The 22,465-nt window shown below is 65.4% G+C and carries 17 protein-coding genes; 10 read left to right on the top strand and 7 right to left on the bottom strand.

Features of this window, described 5'->3' with window-relative positions:
* Positions 1 to 35: 35 nt before the first annotated feature.
* Entirely contained in the window at positions 36 to 2,456 is a 2,421-nt protein-coding gene (locus IC761_RS19780) for a ribonuclease E/G (RefSeq protein WP_283814443.1), read from the bottom strand.
* 21 nt (positions 2,457 to 2,477) lie between these two features.
* Between IC761_RS19780 and IC761_RS36090 the strand changes: the two genes are divergently transcribed.
* From IC761_RS36090 to IC761_RS19745, 8 genes are all read left to right on the top strand, one after another.
* Positions 2,478 to 3,248, top strand: a complete 771-nt coding sequence (locus IC761_RS36090; protein ID WP_283814442.1) for a hypothetical protein — start codon at positions 2,478 to 2,480, stop codon at positions 3,246 to 3,248.
* 606 nt (positions 3,249 to 3,854) lie between these two features.
* Positions 3,855 to 5,159, top strand: coding sequence for an N-acetylmuramoyl-L-alanine amidase (locus IC761_RS19775; protein ID WP_195798324.1), 1,305 nt, complete (start codon positions 3,855 to 3,857; stop codon positions 5,157 to 5,159).
* Between the two features lie 220 nt (positions 5,160 to 5,379).
* Positions 5,380 to 7,887: a penicillin-binding protein 1A gene (locus tag IC761_RS19770; protein ID WP_195798323.1), complete on the top strand. Its 2,508-nt coding sequence runs from the start codon at positions 5,380 to 5,382 to the stop codon at positions 7,885 to 7,887.
* A gap of 169 nt (positions 7,888 to 8,056) precedes the next feature.
* A protein-coding gene (prfB, locus tag IC761_RS19765) for a peptide chain release factor 2 (RefSeq protein WP_195798322.1) occupies positions 8,057 to 9,188 on the top strand; the annotation gives its coding sequence in 2 pieces (ribosomal slippage) (positions 8,057 to 8,125 and positions 8,127 to 9,188; 1,131 coding nt in all).
* A 2-nt stretch (positions 9,189 to 9,190) separates the two neighbouring features.
* A complete protein-coding gene (locus tag IC761_RS19760; RefSeq protein ID WP_195798321.1) occupies positions 9,191 to 10,072 on the top strand; it encodes an NAD(P)-dependent oxidoreductase in 882 nt (293 codons plus the stop codon).
* A gap of 15 nt (positions 10,073 to 10,087) precedes the next feature.
* On the top strand, positions 10,088 to 10,963 hold the full coding sequence (locus IC761_RS19755; RefSeq protein WP_195798320.1) for a DMT family transporter: 876 nt from the start codon (positions 10,088 to 10,090) through the stop codon (positions 10,961 to 10,963).
* Positions 10,964 to 11,049: 86 nt separating this feature from the next.
* Positions 11,050 to 11,964: a DMT family transporter gene (locus IC761_RS19750; RefSeq protein ID WP_195798319.1), complete on the top strand. Its 915-nt coding sequence runs from the start codon at positions 11,050 to 11,052 to the stop codon at positions 11,962 to 11,964.
* A 103-nt stretch (positions 11,965 to 12,067) separates the two neighbouring features.
* On the top strand, positions 12,068 to 13,303 hold the full coding sequence (locus IC761_RS19745; protein ID WP_195798318.1) for an ABC transporter substrate-binding protein: 1,236 nt from the start codon (positions 12,068 to 12,070) through the stop codon (positions 13,301 to 13,303).
* Here IC761_RS19745 and IC761_RS19740 read toward each other — a convergent pair.
* From IC761_RS19740 to IC761_RS19720, 5 genes are read right to left on the bottom strand one after another with little or no spacing between them, the layout of a single operon-like run.
* Positions 13,187 to 14,575: an O-antigen ligase family protein gene (locus IC761_RS19740; RefSeq protein WP_195798317.1), complete on the bottom strand. Its 1,389-nt coding sequence runs from the start codon at positions 14,573 to 14,575 to the stop codon at positions 13,187 to 13,189. The two genes, IC761_RS19745 and IC761_RS19740, sit on opposite strands and share 117 nt — an antisense overlap.
* 1 nt (position 14,576) lies before the next feature.
* Positions 14,577 to 15,965 carry a glycosyltransferase family 4 protein gene (locus tag IC761_RS19735; protein WP_195798316.1) on the bottom strand — a complete coding sequence of 463 codons (1,389 nt, stop codon included), beginning with the start codon at positions 15,963 to 15,965 and terminating at the stop codon, positions 14,577 to 14,579.
* A complete protein-coding gene (locus IC761_RS19730) occupies positions 15,962 to 16,702 on the bottom strand; it encodes an ABC transporter ATP-binding protein (RefSeq protein WP_195798315.1) in 741 nt (246 codons plus the stop codon). Before IC761_RS19730 ends, IC761_RS19735 begins: the two co-directional genes overlap by 4 nt.
* Before the next feature lie 3 nt (positions 16,703 to 16,705).
* Positions 16,706 to 18,631, bottom strand: a complete 1,926-nt coding sequence (locus IC761_RS19725) for a glycosyltransferase (protein ID WP_195798314.1) — start codon at positions 18,629 to 18,631, stop codon at positions 16,706 to 16,708.
* An 8-nt stretch (positions 18,632 to 18,639) separates the two neighbouring features.
* Positions 18,640 to 18,804 carry a hypothetical protein gene (locus IC761_RS19720; RefSeq protein WP_195798313.1) on the bottom strand — a complete coding sequence of 55 codons (165 nt, stop codon included), beginning with the start codon at positions 18,802 to 18,804 and terminating at the stop codon, positions 18,640 to 18,642.
* 125 nt (positions 18,805 to 18,929) lie between these two features.
* Between IC761_RS19720 and IC761_RS19715 the strand changes: the two genes are divergently transcribed.
* Both IC761_RS19715 and IC761_RS19710 read left to right on the top strand, forming a co-directional pair.
* Complete coding sequence (locus IC761_RS19715) at positions 18,930 to 19,832, top strand: DUF6502 family protein (RefSeq protein WP_195798312.1); 903 nt, start codon at positions 18,930 to 18,932, stop codon at positions 19,830 to 19,832.
* Complete coding sequence (locus tag IC761_RS19710; protein ID WP_195798311.1) at positions 19,829 to 21,028, top strand: DUF5666 domain-containing protein; 1,200 nt, start codon at positions 19,829 to 19,831, stop codon at positions 21,026 to 21,028. The genes IC761_RS19715 and IC761_RS19710 overlap by 4 nt, the downstream gene beginning before the upstream one ends.
* A 33-nt stretch (positions 21,029 to 21,061) precedes the next feature.
* On the opposite strand, the gene IC761_RS19705 is transcribed toward IC761_RS19710, so the two are convergent.
* A complete protein-coding gene (locus tag IC761_RS19705; protein WP_195798310.1) occupies positions 21,062 to 22,426 on the bottom strand; it encodes a M23 family metallopeptidase in 1,365 nt (454 codons plus the stop codon).
* Positions 22,427 to 22,465: the final 39 nt, after the last annotated feature.

The raw sequence follows: 22,465 nt of genomic DNA, 5'->3' as shown, positions 1-22,465 counted from the left end.
AACGCCCGGCCAGGCCGGGCGTTTTTGTGTTCGTTCTATTCGCCACCGCCGAAGCGGCGTGACCACCAGCCGGCGCGACGCGGAGCGGCCGGCGTTTCGGTTGCCGCTTCCGGTGCCGCCTCTGGCGCCGTCGCCGGCGCAGCAACGGGTTCGGGCGCAGAAGCAATTGGCGCTGCGGGCTCGCTCGGCGAGCTCGACAGGAAGCTCACCTTCTCGCGAACGGTCGAGCGGCGGCGGGCAGCCTTTTCGTCGACCGCGGGCTCTTCCTCGGCGACAGCGGAGACCGGTGCGGGCCGGGCTGGCGCTTCAGCCTGGACCTCGGCGCGGGGCTCCGGCTCGGAGACTTGTGGTTCGACCGGGGCGATGTGTTCGGACTGCGCAATCGAGGGCGCAGTCTCGCCTCCGGAGCTGTCGAAATCGGCGACAGCATCGGTTGCTTCCGACGGCTGATTGCCGCCGAGCTCGTCGCCGATCGATCCGGCGAGACCGTCCTCGCCGCCACCGCGCCGACGACGTCCACCGCGACGACCGCGCCGGCGACGACGTTCGCTGCCGCCCTGCTGCTCGCCGCGGGCGGCCTGTTCCTCGGCTTCCTCGCCATCCTGCTCGGTGTCGGCATCCTCGTCACCTTCACCAGCAGGCACGGCCGCCGCCTCGGGAAGTGTGGGCGCGCTATCCTCGCGAAGCTCGCCATCGCGCTGACCACCCCGGCCGCGGCGGCGGCGACGGCGCCTGCGGCGCTGGCCATCCCCTTCGGGCGCGGCATCGCCTGCGGCCTGCTCCTCGGCAAGACCTTCGGTCTCTTCGGTCTCGATCTCGGATTCCAGTTCCGGATCGAACTCCTCGTCGTCATAGGTCTCTTCGGCCATGGGCGGTGGGGTTGTAGCGGCCTGCGCTGCAAGCAGCGCCTTGGCGGCCTCGAGCGTATGCACCTGCTCGCCGCGGTCGATCAGATAAGCCTGCGGTCCGCTGACGCTGGGGTCGGCGATGACCGACAGCGTGACCTTGAAGCCGTTTTCGAGATCGCGCAGATGGCCGCGCTTGTGGTTCAGCACATAGAGCGCAACGTCGGTGCGGGTGCGGACCACGAGATTGTGGGTCGCGCCCTTCATCAGGATCTCTTCGAGCCCGCGCAAGAGCTGGAGCGCGACCGAGGAAACCGAACGGACGTGGCCGGTGCCGCCGCAATGCGGGCAGGGATCGGTGGAGCTCTCGAGCACGCTGGCGCGGATGCGCTGGCGCGACATCTCCAAGAGGCCGAAATGCGAGATGCGGCCGACCTGGATGCGCGCGCGATCCTGCCTGAGGCAATCGGACAGCTTGCGCTCGACCGCGCGGTTGTTGCGCTTCTCGTCCATGTCGATGAAGTCGATGACGATCAGGCCGGCGAGGTCGCGCAGGCGAAGCTGGCGGGCGACCTCTTCGGCCGCTTCCAGATTGGTCTTGAGCGCGGTGTCCTCGATATGGTGCTCGCGCGTCGAACGGCCGGAGTTGACGTCGATCGAGACCAGCGCTTCGGTCTGGTTGATCACGACATAGCCGCCGGAACGCAGTTGCACGGTCGGCGAGAACATCGCGTCCAACTGGCTTTCGACACCCATCCGCGAGAACAGCGGCTGGCCGTCGCGATACTGCTTCACCGCGCTGACATTGGCGGGCATCAGCATCTTCATGAAGTCGCGCGCTTCGCGGTAGCCGGCTTCACCGGCCACCTGAATCTCGTCGATCTCCTTGTTGTAGAGGTCGCGCAGCGAGCGCTTGATCAGCGAGCCTTCCTCATAGACCAGCGTCGGGGCCTGCGACTTCAGCGTCAGATCGCGCACCGTCTCCCACATCCGGATCAGGTATTCGAAATCGCGTTTGATTTCGGGCTTGGTGCGGGCCGCGCCTGCGGTGCGCAGGATGATGCCCATGCCCTCGGGCACGTCGAGATCCTGCACCACTTCCTTCAGGCGCGAACGGTCCTGGGCCGAGGTGATCTTGCGGCTGATGCCGCCGCCGCGGGCGGTGTTCGGCATCAACACGGCATAGCGGCCGGCAAGCGACAGATAGGTCGTCAGCGCCGCGCCCTTGTTGCCGCGCTCTTCCTTGACCACCTGCACCAGCATGACCTGGCGGCGCTTGATGACTTCCTGGATCTTGTACTGGCGGCGCGGACGGAAGGTGCGCTCCGGCACTTCCTCGAGCACGTCGTCACCGCCGACGGATTCGACGTGTTCTTCTTCGGCTTCCTCGCCGTCTTCGTCCTCCTCGTCGTCGTCCTCGTCAGTCGCCGCTTCGGCCTCCTGATGCGGCGCCTCGGCGGTCTCGCCAGCGGCGTAGACGGCATCGGCCGGTTCGGTAACGGACGTCACGGCTTCGGCGAGAGCCTCGGCATGGGCTTCCGTCGCGGAGACTTCGTGAGGCTCGGCAACAACCTCGCTTGCGACTGCGGGTTCGGCACCAAAGGCCGCCACAGGCGCGGGTGTCGCGTCGGCATGATCATGGTCGTAATGGTCGTGCTCGCCGTCATGACCATGGTCGTCATGATCGTGAGCATGCTCGTCATCATGGGCGTGATGATGATCGTCATGGCCATGTTCGTCATGATCATGGTCATGATGATCGTGGTCGTGATGATCGTGGCCGTCGTGCTCGCCGTGATGGTCCGCGTCGGCTTGCAAGTGCTCGCCCTCATGCAGAGCGCCCTCGGCGTGCTCGGGCAGAGCCTGGCCTTCGACCGGCTGGGTGGCGGGATCGGCACCGGCGTCGAGGCTCTCGACGATGTCGCTGCGGACGCGTTCGCCATGACCGCGGCGGCGGGCGTTGCGGTGGCGCGAGCGGCGGCGGCCGTGAGAGCGGTTCTCGCTCTCTTCCTCGGCTTCGCGATGCGCCTGCTCCTCGGCCTCGATCAGCGCCTGCCGGTCGGCGACCGGTATCTGATAGTAGTCGGGATGGATTTCGCTGAAGGCGAGGAAGCCGTGGCGGTTACCGCCATATTCGACGAAGGCGGCCTGGAGCGAGGGTTCGACCCTTGTGACCTTGGCGAGGTAGATATTCCCGCGCAGTTGCTTGCGTTGCGCGGTCTCGAAATCAAACTCTTCGACGCGATTGCCGCGGACCACGACAACCCGGGTCTCTTCCGGGTGGGTGGCATCGATCAACATCTTGTTGGGCATGTCTTAACTCTTGGCGGCGGCGGGCGCGACTCACCGTGGGCGCGATGTGCGCTGCCGGGTGACGCGACGGTCCACCTGATTCGGGGGTGAGGGAAAGGCCGAAACGCCGTCTCTCGCGCCATGCCGAACCGGAAGCTTCAGGACCAAGACGGCGCGCGGGAATGTCATTCCGCAGCGTCGCGAATGGTCCTTCAGAATTCGTCGGCACAGTCTGGCGCATCAAGCGTCGGCCCGTATGAAACATTGGGCGGCGGGGCCGCCCCTTAATCAGTTGCTGCTGGCCAGGCATGGCGCGAGCGCGCTCGCCCTGGGATCGCGAACCGCTCCCCTAGGATTAAGGGACCGGGTAACGGGCTACGTCGCTGTCAAACTGTCCCGAGAGGTAACCGGGGACCGTCTGCCGCCGGGGCTTGCCCCGCTCCACCTCGCTGCCGCGCACCGCGCTGGTCTTAGAGGGGAACGGAAAACGCAGGAATTCCCAAATCTTGAGAGTTCCGGCGCTGCACCGGGAGGCTGAATGCGACACAACCGGAAATTATTGGCCTTCAGCCCCTCGTACATACGAGGAATGGGCCATCGGTGCAAGGGAGCGTCGCACGACGGTCACAGTCACCGAGTTTCGCTCCCCTGTCATTAAGGACTGATTAACCCTGTGGTTCTATTGCGTTAAAAGGGCTGCTCGGAGGCACGGAATCGGTGGCGAGCCGCACAAATCAACGGGTTTTGCTGGGCCTTGCGCTGCTTTGCGCCGCAGCATTGCCATGTGCCGATTCCTCGCGTCTGAGCGCGGCGGAGAGTCAGCCGCAACCCTCTGTTGCAGTAGCGAATTTTCCAATCGCCTCGGCTGCCCGGCTGGCCGGTGACGGTAAGCAGACCCGCTTCATTCTAGACCTCGATCAGACCATCAGCTTTCGCGCCACCACGCTTCCCGATCCCTATCGGGTGGTGGTCGACGTTCCCCAGGTCAATTTTCAGCTGGCTCCGGGCACCGGGACTGCGGGGCGGGGGCTGGTCAAGGCCTTCCGCTACGGGCTCGTGATGCCCGGCGGCTCCCGAATCGTGTTCGACCTGACCGGACCCGCCAAGATCGCCAATTCCTATGTGCTGGAGGCGGCCAATGGTCAGCCGGCCCGGCTCGTGCTTGAGCTGGAGGAGGTTGATCGCACAGCTTACGTGCAATCGCCGGCCCCGGAGAGCCGGCCCGAGTTGCGGCCGACGATTGCCGCTGCGCCGCCGGCCGCTGTTCCCTCAGCGTCGCCCGAGCCCGCGCAACAAAAGCCGGGGGCGCCCGCGGACGGGCGACCGATCGTCGTGATCGACCCCGGCCATGGCGGCATCGACAATGGCACGCAGTCGAGCGGCGAGAGCGAGAAGAACCTCGTGCTCGCCTTCGGGCTCGCGCTGCGCGACCGGCTGGAAAAGGCCGGCAAATACCGTGTGGTGATGACGCGGGACGACGATACCTTCATTCCGCTCAATGACCGCACCAAAATCGCCCGGAACCTCAAGGCAGCGCTGTTCGTCTCGATCCATGCCGACGCGCTGCCGCGCGCGGAGGGGGATGCGCAAGGCGCCACCATCTACACGCTGTCCGACAAGGCCTCCGACGCCGAGGCCCAGCGGCTGGCCGACGCCGAAAACCGGGCGGACGCGATCGCGGGCTTCAATCTCGCCGAGGAGCCGACCGACGTCGCCGACATCCTGATCGACCTCACGCAGCGGGAAACCCGCACATTTTCAAATCGTTTTGCGCATGTATTGATGGGTGAGATGAAATCGACAGTGCGGATGCACAAGCATCCCCTGAAGTCGGCCGGGTTCCGCGTGCTGAAGGCGCCCGACGTGCCCTCGGTGCTGGTCGAGATCGGCTATGTCTCCAACAAGGACGACCTCGGACACCTCGTATCCGAGGGCTGGCGGTCGCGCGCCGTCGGCTCAATGGCCCAGGCAATCGACGCCTTCCTGGCCAAGCGGTTGGCGACAGCCGGATCGAGTAATTGATGAGGGAATACCGGTTCCGCTGTTAAGCCCTAGTTTGGCCACAGCGGACCCTTTATAAAAACGGTGCAGCGGGTTCCGGAATCGGAGAGAATCCCGTTCGGCAAGCGTCTTTCGAGCCGGCATTGATGTAATTGGGTTAGGCCGGTGAATTCGCGACGTGAGGATGGCGCCCATTATTGGCGCCTAGGGCTGGTCCAAGGTTTGAACGGATAAACACATAATGCGCTTGCTTGTGCGGTTCATGGGCTTCCTGTTCGCTGCGGGAACGGTGATGTTCCTTGTCGGTGTCGGCGCCGTGGCAGGCCTGATCTGGCATTTCTCCAAGGACTTGCCCGATTACTCTCAGCTTCAGGATTACGAGCCGCCGGTAATGACCCGCGTGCACGCGGTCGACGGCTCACTGCTGGGCGAATACGCCAAGGAGCGGCGGCTGTACCTGCCGATCCAGGCGGTGCCGAAGCTCGTGATCAACGCGTTCCTCGCCGCCGAAGACAAGAATTTCTACGAGCATGGCGGCATCGACTACACCGGCATGGCGCGCGCGGGCCTGCTTTATCTTCAGAACTACGGCTCCAACCGCCGTCCGCAGGGTGCCTCCACGATCACCCAGCAGGTCGCCAAGAACTTCCTGCTGACCAACGAGGTCTCGTTCGCCCGCAAGATCAAGGAAGCCTTGCTGGCGATGCGGATCGAGAAGACCTATTCGAAGGACAAGATCCTCGAGCTCTATCTCAACGAAATCTATCTCGGCCTCGGCGCCTACGGCATCGCGGCCGCCTCGCTGGTCTATTTCGACAAGTCGGTGAACGAGCTCACCGTGGCGGAAGCGGCCTATCTCGCGGCGCTGCCGAAGATGCCGGCGACGCTGCACCCGGTGCGTAACCGCGATCGCGCCATCGAGCGCCGCAACTACGTGATCGACCGCCTCCAGGAGAACGGCTGGATCAAGCAGGCCGACGCCGACAAGGCGCGCAAGGAGCCCTTGGCCGTCACCAACCGTTCCAACGGTGCCCACACGTTTGCCGGCGAATATTTCGCCGAGGAAGTCCGCCGCGACATCTTCGAGCGTTATGGCGAGAAGAAGCTGTATGAGGGCGGTCTCTCGGTCCGCACCACGCTCGATCCGAAGATCCAGGTCATGGCGCGCAAGACCATGGTCGCCGGCCTCGTGAACTATGACGAGCAGCAGGGCTATCGCGGTGCGATGAGCAAGCTCGATATTTCGGGTGACTGGGGCGTGAAGCTCGCCGAGATCAAGTCGCTCTCCGACATTTCGCCGTGGCGCATGGCGGTGGTGCTCGAAACCAGCGATCAGTCGGCGCGCATTGGCTTCCAGCCGAACCGCGAGCTCGGTGGCGCCGTCAGCAAGCAGCGCGAGACCGGGCTCATCACGATCGATGGCGTCAAATGGGCGAAGGCGGCTTCGGGAGCCGCGAAGGGCAGGGCTGCCACGGGTGTGTCGCAGGTGCTCCAGCCCGGCGACGTGATCTATGCCGATCCGCTCTACAAGGACGGGCAGCCCGTCGAGGGCCAGTACAGGCTGCGCCAGATCCCCGAAGTGTCGGGCGCGATGGTGGTGATGGATCCCTGGACCGGCCGCGTGCTCGCGATGGTCGGCGGCTTCTCGTTCGACCAGAGCCAGTTCAACCGCGCCACGCAGGCCTATCGCCAGCCCGGCTCGTCGTTCAAGCCGATCGTCTATTCGGCCGCACTCGACAACGGCTATACGCCCTCGACGGTCGTGCTCGATGCGCCGATCGAAATCGACCAGGGCCAGGGCGCCGGCGTCTGGCGGCCTGAAAACTTCTCGGCGAACAAATATCAGGGGCCGGTGACGCTGCGGAACGCGCTGCGGCAATCGCTCAACACCGTGACGGTGCGTCTCGCACAGGACATCGGCATGCCCTTGATCGGCGAATATGCGCGCCGCTTCGGTGTCTATGACGAGCTGCCGAACTACCTGTCCTATGCGCTCGGTGCCGGCGAGACCACGGCGATGCGCATGGTCACGGCCTATTCGATGCTCGCCAACGGCGGCCGCCGGGTGAAGCCGACCTTGATCGACCGTATCCAGGATCGCTACGGCCACACCATCTTCAAGCACGACCAGCGCGAATGCCGCGGCTGCGACGCGCCGGGCGGCTGGAAGAACCAGAACGAGCCGCAGCTGATCGACCGCCGCGAGCAGGTGCTGGACTCCATGACCGCCTATCAGATCACCGAGCTGCTGGAAGGCGTGGTCCAGGCTGGCACTGCAACCGTCGTCAGGGAAGTCGGCAAGCCGATCGCCGGCAAGACCGGTACGACCAACGAAGCCAAGGACGCCTGGTTCGTCGGCTTCTCGCCTGATGTCGCGGTGGCGATCTACATGGGCTACGACAAGCCGCGTCCGCTCGGTAAAGGCAACGCCGCGACCGGTGGCCATCTGGCTGCCCCCATCGCGCGCGATTTCCTCAAGCTCGCGCTCGCCGACAAGCCCGCGGTTCCCTTCAAGGTGCCGGCCGGCATCAAGCTGATCCGCGTCGTCGCCAAAACCGGCATGCGTGCCGGCCCCGGCGAGACCGGTGGAACCATTTTAGAAGCCTTCAAGCCGGGCACCGCACCGCCGGACAATTATTCGGTTATCGGCGTTGCTGATGCTGACGGCCGCGGCGGCGTGCCGGCGTCGCAACAGCAGCAGCCGGATTCCGGCTTCTTCATGCGGCCAGGCACCGGCGGGCTGTACTAGCGGATAACGTCGACGATTGAGGGGGCTGGCGGTTGCGCTTTGCAGCCGCCGCCGCTACATCCCCACAGCGCGATGATGAGTCATCGCGTTGTAGAATTTGTTTTGCGCATGATCTTTTCGGGAAACCGCTGCACACTTTCCCGGATCATGCGCCTGACCAGAGAACGACATGCGCGCCGAAATCGAACGGTTGGTAGAAGAGATCAAGCAGTCAGTCGGGCTGCTGAGGAGGCATCTTTGACGTCGAGAAATCGACGGCGCGCCTCGCTGAGCTGAACAAGCTCGCAGAAGATCCCAATCTCTGGAACGATCCCCAGAAAGCCCAGAAGCTGATGCAGGAGCGAACCTCGCTTGAGGACTCGCTGTCTGGCATCGGCAAGGTCGAGCAGGAGCTCGAGGACGACATCGGCATGATCGAGCTCGGCGAGGCCGAGGGCGATGCGGGTGTCGTGGCTGAGGCCGAAACTGCGCTCAAGAACCTCAAGAAGGAAGTGGCGCGGCGCGAGCTCGAGGCGCTGCTCTCGGGCGAGGCCGACCGCTTCGATTCCTATCTCGAAGTTCATGCCGGCGCCGGTGGCACCGAGAGCCAGGACTGGGCGCAGATGCTCTTGCGCATGTATACGCGCTGGGCCGAAACGCACGGCTTCAAGGTCGAGTTCCTCGAAGAGTCCGAGGGCGAAGAGGCCGGCATCAAGTCCGCGACCATCCAGGTCTCCGGTCACAACGCCTATGGCTGGCTGAAGACGGAAGCCGGCGTGCACCGGCTAGTGCGTATCTCGCCGTTCGATTCCAACGCGCGGCGGCATACGTCGTTCTCGAGCGTGCAGGTGTTTCCGGTCATCGACGACAGCATCAAGATCGACATCAAGGAATCCGACGTCCGCACCGACACCATGCGGTCGGGTGGCGCCGGTGGTCAGCACGTCAACAAGACCGAATCCGCGGTGCGCCTGACGCACATTCCGACCGGGGTCGCGGTGGTCTGCCAGGCCGGTCGCTCCCAGCACAAGAACCGGGCGCAGGCCTGGGACATGCTGCGCGCGCGTCTTTACGAGATCGAGCTGAAGAAGCGCGAGGAGAAGGCTGCTGCCGACCAGGCCGCCAAGACCGATATCGGCTGGGGCCACCAGATCCGCTCCTACGTGCTCCAGCCCTACCAGATGGTGAAGGATCTGCGCACGGGCGTGCAGACCTCCGATACGTCGGGCGTGCTCAACGGCGAGCTCGACGACTTCATGGCGGCAACGCTGGCGCAGCGCGCCTTCGGCACCACCGGCGCTGACATCGAGGACGTGGACTGATCATGACCCGCGTCGCCTTCATCGGATTGGGGCGAATGGGTCACGGTATGGCCGGCCGCTATCTCGATGCCGGTTTTACGGTGACGCTGTGGAATCGCAGCAAGGCCAAGGCTGAAGACCTGATCGCGCGCGGCGCGTTGTGGGCGACTTCGCCGGAGGATGCCGGGATCGACGCGGACGCCGTGGTGACCATGGTGGCCGATGACGAAGCCTCGCGCGCGGTCTGGCTCGGGCCGAAGGGCGCGGCCAAGACGGCGAAGGCCGGCACGATCGCGATCGAGTGCTCCACCGTCTCCTATGATCATGCGCGCGAGATGGGCCGCGAGCTCAAAGCACGCGGACTCATCTACATCGATTGCCCCGTGACGGGATTGCCCGATGCGGCTGCGGCCGGAAAGCTGACCTTGCTCGTCGGCGCCGACGCGGCCGATCTCGAGCGCGCGCGGCCTTATCTCACGCCGATCGGCTCGACGATCCGCCATTTCGGCGCGGTCGGCTCCGGCACGGTCTACAAGCTGATCAACAACCTGATGGGCGCAATCCAGATAGCCGGCCTGGCCGAGGGCCTTGCGATCGCGGAGCAGGCCGGGCTCGACATGAAGCTGGTGCTGGATTCGATCCAGGCCGGCGTCGCCGCCAGCCCGCAGGTGCAGCGTCATTCGAAGCGCATGGTCGCTCGCGACTTCAGCGGCGCGACCTTCACGGCAGCGCTGCGGCACAAGGATGCCGCCTACGCGGTGAAGCTCGCCGAGAGCCTGCTGGCCAACAAGCCGCTGGTTTCGCGCGCTGCAGTCGAGGCCTACGCGCAGGCGAAGGCCGCGATGCCTGATGACGACGAAGGCAAGATGATTGAACTGGTCTCGCAGCCGAAGAAGCCATCTTAAGCCGGGCAAGATCACATGGGGCAGCCTCGTTCGGAACGCGGTCTCGGCATAGCCCTCATTATCGCAGCTGCGACTGCCTGGAGCACGGCGCCGTTCTTCACGCGGCTGTTGCCGTTCGATCCCTGGACCATCCTGTTTTGGCGCGGCCTGTTCGGCGGCGGCCTGATCACCGTATTTCTTGTCCTGATGGAAGGGCGCGGCGCGCTGCGGCAATTGGTGGCGCCGGGGCGCGGCGGCTTGCTCGTCGCCTCGTTGTCCACGCTCGGCATGGTGTCGTTCATCCCCGCGCTTCAGATGACCAAGGTGATGAACGTCGCCGTGCTGATCGCGACGCAACCGTTCGTCGCGGCGGCGCTGGCGTGGCTCTGGCTCGGCGAAGCCGTGAGATGGCGCACGCTGATCGCAAGCCTCGTCGCGTTTGCCGGCATGGTCGTCACCGTCGGTGGCATCCGAGCCGGTGCCGATATCGGCGGCGTGGCCCTGAGCTGCCTGATGGTGCTCGCGATCTCGGCGATGACGGTCGTGGTGCGGCGCCATCGCGAGACCTCGATGGTGGCTGCGGCTGCGCTCTCGAATTTCATCGGCAGCCTCGTCAGCCTGCCGCTAGCTCATGACATCACCCATGTCGGCGGCCACAATCTCGCGATCCTCGCAATGTTCGGCTGCCTCCAGGTCGCGCTCGGCCTGACCTTCTACATGCTCGGCTCGCGCCTGCTGCCCTCGGGGCAGGCCTCCCTGATCGCGACGCTGGAAACGCCGTTGATGGCATTTTGGATCTGGGTGGCTTTCCGCGAAGTGCCGGCGGTTCATGCGCTCATTGGCGGGGCTCTGGTAATCGGCGCCGTCGTTGCCGACATTACCGGGGATGCGCGGAAGCGCGAGAGATCTTGATGCGCGCACTTCTTGTCGGAAATCGGGTGGCAATCCTGGGCGAGCCGTACTACGCGGCAGGTCCCACCGCCGATGTGTGAGAGACCATGTCTCCGAACGATAGCCGGATCGACGCACGCGACTGGTCGCTGCTTGCCGTGCTCTCGGTCCTCTGGGGCGGCTCGTTCTTCTTCAACGGGGCGGCGCTGCGGGAATTGCCTCCGTTGACGTTGGTGCTGCTTCGCGTTGGCCTAGGCGCTGCTATTCTTCTGCCGCTCCTCCGTGCTCAGAAAATTCCTTTCCCGACGGACGTCGCGGGCTGGAAAAAATTCTTCGCAATCGGGCTGCTCAACAACGTCATTCCGTTCTCGCTGATTGTGATCGGCCAGACCTTCATTCCGAGTGGCCTGGCTTCCATCCTGAACGCCACCACGCCACTGTTTACCGTGCTCGTGATGGCGGCGGCCGGCGAGGAGAGGTTGCAGGTGCGGCGCGTGGCCGGCGTGGCGCTGGGGCTCGCCGGCGTGATCATCCTGAAGGGATGGGGCGTGGAGTCGCGGACGGGGCAGGGTGTCGGCATTCTGCTCTGCCTGGCTGGCGCCTTCAGCTACGGCCTTGCGGCGCTGGCGGCGCGGCGGCTGCTGAAAGATTCGCCGCCGCTCGGGACAGCGACGTTCCAGCTCATGGCGTCCACACTGATGATGGCGATCGTCGCGGGCGTCATGGAACAGCCTTGGACTCTGCCGATGCCGGGGATGGCAACCTGGCTTGCCGTGATCGGTCTCGCCGCGCTCTCGACGGCGCTGGCCTATATCGTCTTTTTCCAGATCGTGCGGCGCTCCGGCGCGACCAACGTCATGCTTGTGACGTTGCTCATTCCTGTCACCGCGATTCTTCTGGGGTGGCTGGTGCTTGGTGAGGCGATATCTCGGCGCGAGATCGCGGGCGCGCTGGTGATCGGCAGCGCGCTGCTCGTCATTGACGGTCGCGTGCTGAGTTTGTTGCTGCGGCGCACCGCATAGGTTCCTGTCCTGCGTTTCGTGCTGCGGAAAATCCTGCCGCTTGCCAGCAGCGGGCCTGCTTGCGACACTCTTCTCAAAACAAGACTATATAGGGGAGAGACCAATGCCGGGTCGTCGCAACAACCTTGCTGCCCTCGCCATGCTTGCTGCCGGCGTGCTGGCCACGACGCCGACCCTGGCGCAGAAAAAATACGATCCCGGCGCCAGCGACACTGAAATCAAGATCGGCAACATCATGCCCTATAGCGGGCCGGCGTCGTCCTATGGTGTGATCGGCAAGACCGAGGTCGCCTTCTTCCGGATGATCAACGATCAGGGCGGCATCAACGGGCGCAAGATCAATTTCATCAGCTATGACGACGCCTATTCGCCGCCAAAGGCGATCGAGCAGGCGCGCAAGCTGGTCGAAAGCGACGAGGTGCTGTTGATCTTCCAGGCGCTCGGCACGCCCTCGAATTCCGCGATCATGAAATACATGAACGCCAAGAAGGTGCCGCAGCTGTTCGTCGCTTCCGGTGGCACAAAATTCGGCGACCCCAAGAACTTTCCGTGGACCATGGGCTTCCAGCCGAACTACCAGAGCGAGGGGCGGATCTACGCAAAATACATCCGCGACAATTTCCCGAACGGCAAGATCGCGGTGTTCTGGCAGAACGACGATGCCGGCAAGGACCAGTTCAAGGGTTTGAAGGACGGGCTGGGCGACAAGGTCAACATGATCATCGCCGACAAATCCTATGAGGTCAGCGATCCCTCGATCGACTCGCAGATCGTCGCGCTGCATGACTCCGGCGCCGACATCTTCTTCTCTTGGGCGGCGCCGAAAGGTTCGGCGCAGGCAATCCGCAAGGTCGGCGAGCTCGGCTGGAAGCCGAAGTTCTTTTTAGCCAACACCGCGACCTCGGTCGCCTCAGTGCTGAAGCCCGCCGGGCTCGAGTATTCGAAAGACATCATTTCGACCATCTATCTGAAGGACCCGACCGATCCGACCTGGGACAAGGACCCGGCGGTGATCAAATGGCGCGAATTCATGGACAAATATTATCCTGATGGCGACAAGACCAATTCCAATAACGTCTACGGCTATGTGCAGGCTGAGGCGATGGTGCAGGTGTTGAAGCAGTGCGGCGACAATCTCACCCGCGACAACGTCATGAAGCAGGCGGCGAACCTGAAGAATTTCCACACCGAGCTGATGTTGCCCGGCATCATGGTCAATACCTCACCGGACGATTATTTTCCGATCGAGCAGATGCAGCTGATGCGCTTCAACGGGCAGGCCTGGGAGCTGTTCGGCGACGTCATCACCGGCGAAGTCGGCCACGAGCGGAGCCAGTAGACAGCGTAGGCGGCCGGCCTTCGCCTTCATGACCATGCCGCCGGCAACGCCGACGCCCAGCACATAGATCCAGCCTTCGTGGAAATCAATCAGGTGCGAGTTCAGGAGCGAGCTCGCGATGTTCTGCGCGACGACGACGAGGCCGATCCATGCAGCAAGGCCGTCGCCGGTGAACAAGCGGAGATGGGCGATCCACATCGCGTAGAGCAGGACGACGCCGAGCAGGCCCCACTGGACGGCGGCGTGGAGGGTCTGGTTGTGCGGATTGGCGACGATCTCCGCATCGAGGCCGCTCTCGTTGGTCGCCGCACGCTCGAACTGGCGCTTGATCGAGCCGGTGCCGTGGCCGACCAGCGGCGCCTCGGCAAAGGCGTGCAGCGCCTTGCGCCAATAGGTCAGGCGCTGGGCTGCCGAGGCGCGGCTGATGTCCTCACGACCGTGCTGGTATTCGACGGCGACGTCGGTGATGCGTTGGCGCAAATAGGGCGATGTCGCCCACGCCAACGCGCTGGCGGCAATGGCGCCCGCCAGCAGCAGCAGGGCCGCGCGACGGCTCAGGTGCCGCCAGGCGAACAGCCCTAGCAGCACCGCGATGCAGAGCAGCGCAGTGCGGGCTGAGGCGACGAACACCATGTTTGTCACGAACAGCAGGATCAGCGCCACGCAGGCGGTCGTCGCAATCACGCTTCGGCCGCGCCAGAAGGAGAGTGCCGGGAGCGCCAACGCGAGGGCGCACAGCGTGAATTCCTGGCTCTGGTCGATGTAGTTCTTGACGGGAACGCCGGCCGATGCGGTCGCCGTCAGCTTCCAGTCAGGGTCGAGCAGCACGATCCAGGAGTACACCGCGAGCAGCGCACAGGAGGCGAGGAAGGCAAGGCACACCTGGAAGCCGCGCTCGGAACGGCTGAAATGATAGAGCAGCGGGGGAATCAGCACGAGCTTGGCGCCGGGCTTGATGGCATGCAGCCGGTCCGTCCACGCGCCGTCCGACCACAGCATGCCCAGGAGCGCGAGCAACAGGAAGGCAAAGGGCAGGGCGAGCGCAGGCTCGGCAATGCGACGCGCATAGTCGCGCCAGTCGATGGTCGGCGTCACCGCGAGCAGCCAGAACCCCACGAAGATCGACGGCGCCGTGGTCGACCAGGGCAGCGACGCCGCGATCAATGCGGCGAGCACGTCGGCGGTCCGGAACAGCGCGGCCGAACTCCGCCAAGCCTCCCATCGGCCCTGTGCAGCGGTGGGACCGGCCAAAGCGACCGGCTCTGCGGTCATGTCATGATGCCTGTTGCGCGGCGACCAGGCATTCTGCTGGCACATGCTGCCCGAGGAAGTCGCGGGCCTGGGTCTGGTAGCCGAACCGCTCGGCAAGCTCGTGCCGTCGCGCTCGGATCCTGCCGCGGCACTCTTCCTGCCGCGCCAGCACCCGGGTGATGGACGCCACGATCGACTCGATCGCGAACGGATCGAAATAGTCGGCGAGCTCGCCTGCGACCTCGCGGAACACGGCGATATCCGAGCAAAGCACCGGCGTGTTCGCCGCCAGCGCCTCGATGATCGGGATGCCAAAGCCCTCGGCGAAACTCGGCATGATCAGGCCGTGCGCGTCCGCGATCAGCGCCGCCTTCTCGTGCTCGTCGACATAACCGACAAAGCGGACGTTCGGTGGCGGATTGCGCATCCGGCTGATTTTGCCGGCATAGCCGATCACCACGAGATCGGCCTGGGGGACGTTGCGAAAAGCGCGAATGACGGCGGCGACGTTCTTGCGCGGCTCGTTCGACACGATGACCACGAAGCTCGGCCGCCCCGGACGCCCCGACGGGGCTGGGAGGTGCAGGACATCCGGGGCGTCGAACCGGGCGCGGGGGTACACGACCCGTGCCGGCAGGTGCGCAAATTGCGGCAACAGTTCCCTGAACCGCATCATGCTATAGTTTGAAACAAAGGCGAGCTCGTCGGCCTGACGCAGGCTGGTCAGGAGCCGCGACAGGAACAGCCGCGTGGCGACGTCGCTGAGCTTGAGGTCGGTGAGCGGCAAGAGATCGTGCACGACGCAGATCACCTTGGCGTTCGGCCTGCGCTTGACCGCGACCCGCGTCGGCGTGTCCACGACGATGACGTCATAATCGCGCGCGTCGATCCGCGGCGGCGGCAGCAGGAAGAAGGCCGATGAATCCTGATAGCTGTAGAACCCCGGCTCGAGCTGGAAGTCGCGAAACAGCTTGAGGTGGCGCAGATCCGGCGGAATGTATTCCAGCGCCGCGGTGCTGTTCTCGATCAGTCGCGCGGACAGGCCGCGCAGGCGGATCGCGCGCAGGAAGCAGGCGATATAGTCCCACGACACCGACATGGCGGCCTTGTGGCGGAGCCAGTCGAGCGTGCGCCGCAGGCCGTTGCGCGTCACCGGCTCGCTCATGTTGATCTCGTCGAGGAAGCGGTAGAGCGCCAGCAGCTCGATGTTTCGCGACTCCGTCGGGAACAGCTTTGTGCGCCGTTCGTGCCCGCGCAGCTTGCGATAGCGCCGCGAGGTCTCGACCAGCAGCGTGAGCTCGTGGCCTTCGGCCGCGAGCGAGCGCATCAATTCGCGCGTGAAGTGGAAGATGCCGCGCTTGTGGTTGGGCTCGCCCAGCGCCTCCGATACGACGAGAATGTTCTGTTTCATGCGCGTTTCTCACGGAGCTCGAAAGGGAGTGTCGACGGCTGATCGACCGTGACGGTCGAGGCGATGCGGCCGTGATCGAGATTGATGATGCTGGTGCAGGTGCGGCGGAGCAGCGGCTGGTCGTGCGAGGCGATGATCACGATCGCGGCCTGCGAGACCAGGTTTTGCAGCCGCTGCTCGGCCTTCTCGGCGAAGTGCTCGTCGACCACGCTCAGCCATTCGTCGAGCAGCAGGATGTCGGCCGGAAAGGCGGTGGCGGTCGCGAACAGCACGCGCATCAGCATGCCAGAGGAGAACATCCGCAAGGGCAGCCGCTGCATGCGCGTCTCGAGCTCGGTGAAGGCCCAGATCTCGTCGATCACGGCCTGTGTCGGCTTGCGTCCGCCGATCCGCAGCAATAGCGCAATATTGTCCTCGGCGATGAAGTCGAGGTTCACCCCGGCGTTCAGGCCGAGCAGGGGAACGACATTGCCCCTGATCGCGACGCGGCCGCTGCTCGGCGGATAGACCCCGGCAATCAGCCGCAGCAGGGTCGACTTGCCGGAGCCGTTGGGGCCGGCGAGGCCAATGCGGGCACCGGCCTCGGCCTCGATCGTGACATGATCGACGGCGCGGATGATCCGCATCTCGCCCTGCTCGCGGATGAGATGGCCGAGCAGCCGCCGCTTCAGTGAGAAGTCGTAGGCGCCATAGAGGGGATAGTCGAGGCAGACGTTGCGCAGGCTGATCGAGGCCATTGGTCAGATCCAGAACGCCGCTTTGCGCAGATGGACCAGCGTCAGCACGCTCGCGCCGATCAGGAGCGCCAGCGCCACCAGGACGTAGACGATGCTGGTCGTATCGACATGGCCGCCAGCGAGCGGCTCGCGCCACACCGCGAACAGATGGGTCAGCGGATTGAGCCGCATCACGGTCGAGCGGTGATTGATCATCTCGGCAGACCAGATCACGGGCGAGGCGAGGAAGGCGAGCATCAGCGTCGATTCGATGATCGGCTTGAGGTCGCGATAACGCGTCGCGAGCGCGCCGAGGACGAGGCTGAGGGCGAAAGTGCAGGTCACGAACAGCAGCAGACCGGGCAGGGCGGCAAGCGCGCCAGAGAGGTCGTGCGGCGTGAGCACGAGCCAGAGCAGCAGCGGCACGCAGGCATTATGCAGCGCGAACAATCCCTGGCGGAACGTGCATTGCAGGAGGAAGATCACGGGCGGCAGCGCGCGATCGCGGATCAGGCTTGCGGAGTTCTGGAGCGCGGTTGTGGCATCGAGCACGACGCTGTTGAGGAAGGTCCAGGCCGTCATCGACAGCGCGAGCATGGGCAGGCGCGCCAGCATGTCGGCATTCGACAACTGGCCGATCACCGAGCCGAGCACGGCGACCACGATCGCCATCTGGAGCGACATCCAGAACGGACCGAGCAGCGAGCGCACATAGCGGTGGCGCATGTCCGACCACGCCAGCGTGGCGGCGATCCGGACGCTGTCGAACCAGCCGGTCGCTTGCGGCGGCTCGCCGACGACGGCCCTCTGGTCGGAAGGAGCGGCGACGGCTGCGCGATAGATGCTCTCCATGCCCTCCCTGAAGGCCGTGGCGGAATAGCGGGTCACGGCGCGGGTCCGGGCCGAGAGCCCCATGCGGCGGCGGCGCTCGGGATCGCGGATCAACGTCTCGATGGCCTCGCCGAGCTTCTCGGCATCGCCCGGCGGCACGGTGATCGCTTCCATCCCATGACGCGCGACGCGCGGCACTGCGGTGTCGAGCGCAGTGTTTACGACGGGGCGACCGGCGGCCATGGCCTCGAGCTGAACAAGGCCAAACGTCTCGGCGTTGGTAACGGACGGCATCACGAAGACGTCGGCGAGACACATCAGCTTGATGCGCTCGCAATCGTTGACGGAGCCGAGCAGGCGGACGCGGTCGCCAAGGCCGAGCTCACGGATCAGCTGCTCGAGCCGGGGCCGCTCGGCGCCTTCGCCGATGATCCAGACCTCGAACGCACGGTTGACGGCGGCGCGGATCAGCACGTCGAAGCCTTTGTAGGGCACGAGCCGGCCGCAGGCGAGCACGAGCCGGCCGCGATCGTTGACATGATGCGGCTCGATCTTCGGCCAGTCGTAAACCGTGGTGTCGATGCCGAACGGCACGACGTGGCATTTCTCTTCGAATTCCCGCAGCAGCGGCGTCTCTTCGATGAGCACGCCGTCGGAGACGATGATCGCTTTGGCAAGCCGCAGCGTTCGCCGCATCAGCGGTTGGATGAACCAGCGCAGGCCGGCATGGGTGACGATATCGGCGTGCCAGTGCACGACCAGCGGCCGCTTGCGGCCGAACCCGAGGGCGAACACGAGGTCGGCGAGCGGGAAGGGCGCGTGCAGCGCGATCAGGTCGTGCTCGGCGATCCTCTGCCACAGCCGCAAGGGATAGGCGGGAGCGGCCGGCAGCGACAGCACATTGCCGAACGAGCGGACGCGTTCGACCTCGGCCTCGTCAACGGCCCCGCGGCTCTCGCCCTTGTCCGAGCAGACCAGCACCGCAGATGCGAAGCTCTCTTTCAGACTGGCGCAGATGTTGCGGATCACCGTCAGCGTGCCGCCGAACAGGTCGGGATAGTAGATCTTGAAGACGTGCAGCACCGACGGGCGGCGCGGGGAATCGCTGGCAGTATTCATGGTGGCGATCAACCTGCGAGAAGAGCGGCGACGAACGGCGCGGCCAGCACCGAGATGAAGATCACGCCGCGCACGAGCGCCGGCAGCATCGGCTCGACCAGGCCGTGACGGCTCCGGTCGCGCATTGGCATCGCACGCGGCGAACTGGAGATGCGGGCCAAGCGGTTGGCCATGGTCAATGTCCCTTCAAATCGCGCCCTCAGTGCCGTCCCGTATATGTGGGAAAATTTACCACGTCAATCGCCAAATGGGAAAAAGTGGGATTGTGTCCCACGCGATGCATCGCTACAATTCAGACATGAATGCCAAGTCCGGGCCCAAAGCGGCGGCGCCAGAGCCGAATGCCGCCGCAAAGCTGCACGCGCCGCTGGCGCGGCTGCTGCGCCCGTTGGTCCGGCTGTGCATCCGCAGCGGCATGACGTTCCCGGCGCTGGCGCAATTGCTCCGCGAGCTCTTCGTCAACGTCGCCGAGCATGATTTCGCGCTCGAAGACAAGGAGCAGACCGACAGCCGGGTCAGCCTGCTCACCGGCATCCATCGCAAGGAGGTGGCGCGGCTGCGCGGTGCCGGCGCGCCCGTGCACGAGGCGCCTGCGGCGGTCTCGCTGACGAGCGCCGTGATCGCGCGCTGGCTCGCGGCACCCGAATTCACCGATTCGAAGGGCGAGCCGCTGGCGCTCCCGCGCACCGCCGAGGGCGATGCGCCGTCGTTCGAGCAGCTCGTCGCCTCTGTGACCAAGGACGTGCGCCCGCGCGCGGTGCTCGACGAATGGGTCGACCGCAAGCTCGTCACCATCAACGCGGCCGACGAAATCGAGCTGGTGGAGGCGGCCTTCGTTCCAAGCGGTGCGGACGACAGCAAATGGCACTATCTCGGCCGCAATCTGCACGACCACATCGCCGCGGCCGCCGAGAATGTCTCGGGGCCGGCACCGCGTTTCCTCGAACGCGCGGTGCATTACAACAACATCTCGCCGAAGCTTGCCAAGCGCCTCGAGGCGCGCTCGCGCGAGCTCGCGATGGACGCGCTCAAGACCGCCAACCGCGAGGCGAATCGCGCGCTCGCCAAGGACAAGGGCGGAGACGCCCGCTGGAATTTCGGTATCTACATCTACAGCGAAGATGCCGACGAGGACGGTGACGGCAAGGAAGGAGCCAAGGAGGGCAGGAAGGACGGCGGCAAAGAGGGCGGTTCCGCATGAGCCGGCCGCCGCTGATCTCGCGCCGTCTGCTGCTAACTGGATTCTGGCTCGCCGGAACCGCCATTGCGCGGGCGCAGGTCAAGCGCGGCACCGACCAGGGCATCGGCGGCACCGGGATCACGCGCGGCGATGATCACGGCATCGGCGGCACCGGCATCGTCGGCGTGATCCAGCGGTTCGGCAGCATCTACGTCAACGGCGAGCGCGTGACCTATGCGAGCGACGTGCCGGTCCGAATCGACGGCGAGGCGGCAACGCCCAAGGCCCTGCGCATCGGCCAGCTCGCGCGCGTGGTCGCGATGCGGCAGGCCGACGGCACGCTCGTCACCCGCAACATCGCGATCGCGAGCGAGGTCTCGGGGCCGATCGAATCGGTGAAGGGCAACGAGCTCACGGTGCTCGGCCAGAAGGTCGTTGCGAGCGGCAAGGAGAGCAAGCTGCGCGCGGGCACGCAAGTTGCGGTCTTTGGCCTGCGCCGCACCGATGGCGTCATCGTCGCAAGCCTGGTCGAGCAACGCCAGAACGCCGCCGAACGCGTCACGGGTCTCGTCGAGCGCGGGCCGAACGGCCTGCATATCGGCGGGCTGAAATTGAACGGCGTGGATCCCTTGCTCGCGGGCCAGCGCGTCCAGATCGAAGGCAGCGCAAGCCAGGGCGCGATGCAGGCCGCGCGCACGCGCATCGACGATTTCTCGGATCTCGTCGGCGCCAGCCGGCTCTCGATCGAGGCCTATGTGCAGCGTGCGGGCTCGAGCCTTCAGCTCGGTTCCGGACTGATCGCTCATGACAGCTCGCGATTCGGGCCGGCGGCGGGCGAAGCACGCATGGTGGTCAATGGCATGTTCGATCGTTCGCGCGGCCTTCAGATCGATTCGGCGCAGGCCATCAGCCAGGTGCCGGGATCGCAGGCGCCGGGCGGCGGCAGCAATCCCAACCGGTCGCCCGGCGGCGGCTCCATCCTGCATCCGAACCGCACCACGCCCGCGCCGAGCGGCACTCAGCCCGGTCCGACTGGCGCACCTGCGCCGGGATCGGGCCCGGGTGCAAATCCCGGCTCCGCGCCGCCGGGCCCGAGTGGCCCGTCAGGCCCCGGCGGATTTGGCACGCCCGGCGGCGGGCCGATGGGCCCCGGCGGTGGAATGGGTGGTGGCGGCTTTGGTGGTCCCGGAGGCGGGATGGGCGGCGGCCGGCGCTAAAGGCCGTGTCCGCCGCAACAGAGCGACGCGGGCCTAGCCCGCGCTCAGGCGCACACCGGCGCGCAAAAATTTCTGCGGATCGACCGCTTCGCCGTCGATGCGGGTTTCGTAATGCAGATGCGGGCCGGTCGAACGGCCGGTCGAGCCGACGAGGCCGACAACTTGGCCGATCTTCACGACCTCGCCGACCTTGACGCTGATCTCGGAGAGATGGCCATAGCGGGTCGAGAGCCCGTTGCCGTGGTCGACCTCGACCATACGGCCATAGCCGCCGGACCAGCCGGCCGAGACCACCTTGCCGTTCGCAGTGACGCGTACGGGATCGCCGGTCGAGGCGCGGAAGTCGAGACCGGTGTGCATCGCGGGGCGGCCGAGGAAGGGATCGCTGCGCACGCCGAAACCGGAGGTGAACTCGACCTCGCCGATGACGGGTTTGCGATAGGGCACGAGCGCCAGTGTGCGGTTGAGCCGGTCCATGTCGGCGCGGGTGAGGTTGATACGATAGAGCTGCTTCTCGAACGGCCCCGCATTGGCATTGAGTTTGACGGGGACAAAAGGTCCGCCCATCGCGGTCCGTGGCACGGCGGCCTCGAGGCTGGCCATGTTCAAACCGAGGTCGCTGACCACGCCGCGCATCCGCCGCATGCGGGCATCCATGCCTTCCTCGACAGCGCTGAGCGCCGCGATCTGGCGGCGCTCGACCTGGTCAAGCGAGCTCGTCAGTCGGACCAGGACGTTGTCAAACCCCTGGTTGTTGGCGAATTGACTGACTGTTGGCGCGACCACGGTTGGCGCGCGCGATTCGAGTCGGGCTTCGCGATCGGGCGGCGCCACGAAAATCACGGTGTCGCTGATTGGCGACGGTTTTGGCGTGCCTTGCGTCGTCGTCTGGGGCGCATCGCCACGCTGCGGCGTCGAGCGGGGGATCGATCCGGTGACGTCAGGCATGGCGCCGAGCGCCGTGGCCCGGGACTCCAGCGCCGTCTGGCGCTTCATGATCTGGTCGAGCTTCTGGTCGAACTGCTCCTGGTCGAGCAGCTGACGGCTGGTCGTGCGGTCGACCTTGGCACGCAGCTCGGCGATGCGGTCCTCATAGGCATATTGCATCTCGGCCTGGCGGGCGATCAGTCGGGTCAGGACATCGTCGCGGAACGCGAAATAGGTAGCCGTCGCTGCCGACCATACTCCGAGCAGAACGACGGTGCCGACCACGATCCAGAACACCACGGGCCCCAGGCGAACCTGCTTGCCGTGATGCACGATAGTGTAGGCATCGTCGGTCGCGGGCAGGGGAATGGCGGCGGCAACTGCGGCGGCCGGACGACGATTGAAGGCCCGTCCGTGGTCGTGGGGATGATGCTGGGGGTACTGCGAATATTGGGCAGAACTTTTCGACATCGGCACTCCCGCGCCGGTCGGAACGGTTCCTTGCGGCTC

Origin of the sequence: Bradyrhizobium commune (assembly GCF_015624505.1) — a bacterium.
GTDB classification, from domain to species: Bacteria; Pseudomonadota; Alphaproteobacteria; order Rhizobiales; family Xanthobacteraceae; genus Bradyrhizobium; species Bradyrhizobium commune.
Note: the sequence above shows the minus strand (reverse complement) of the source record. Positions and strands in the feature narration are given on the sequence as shown.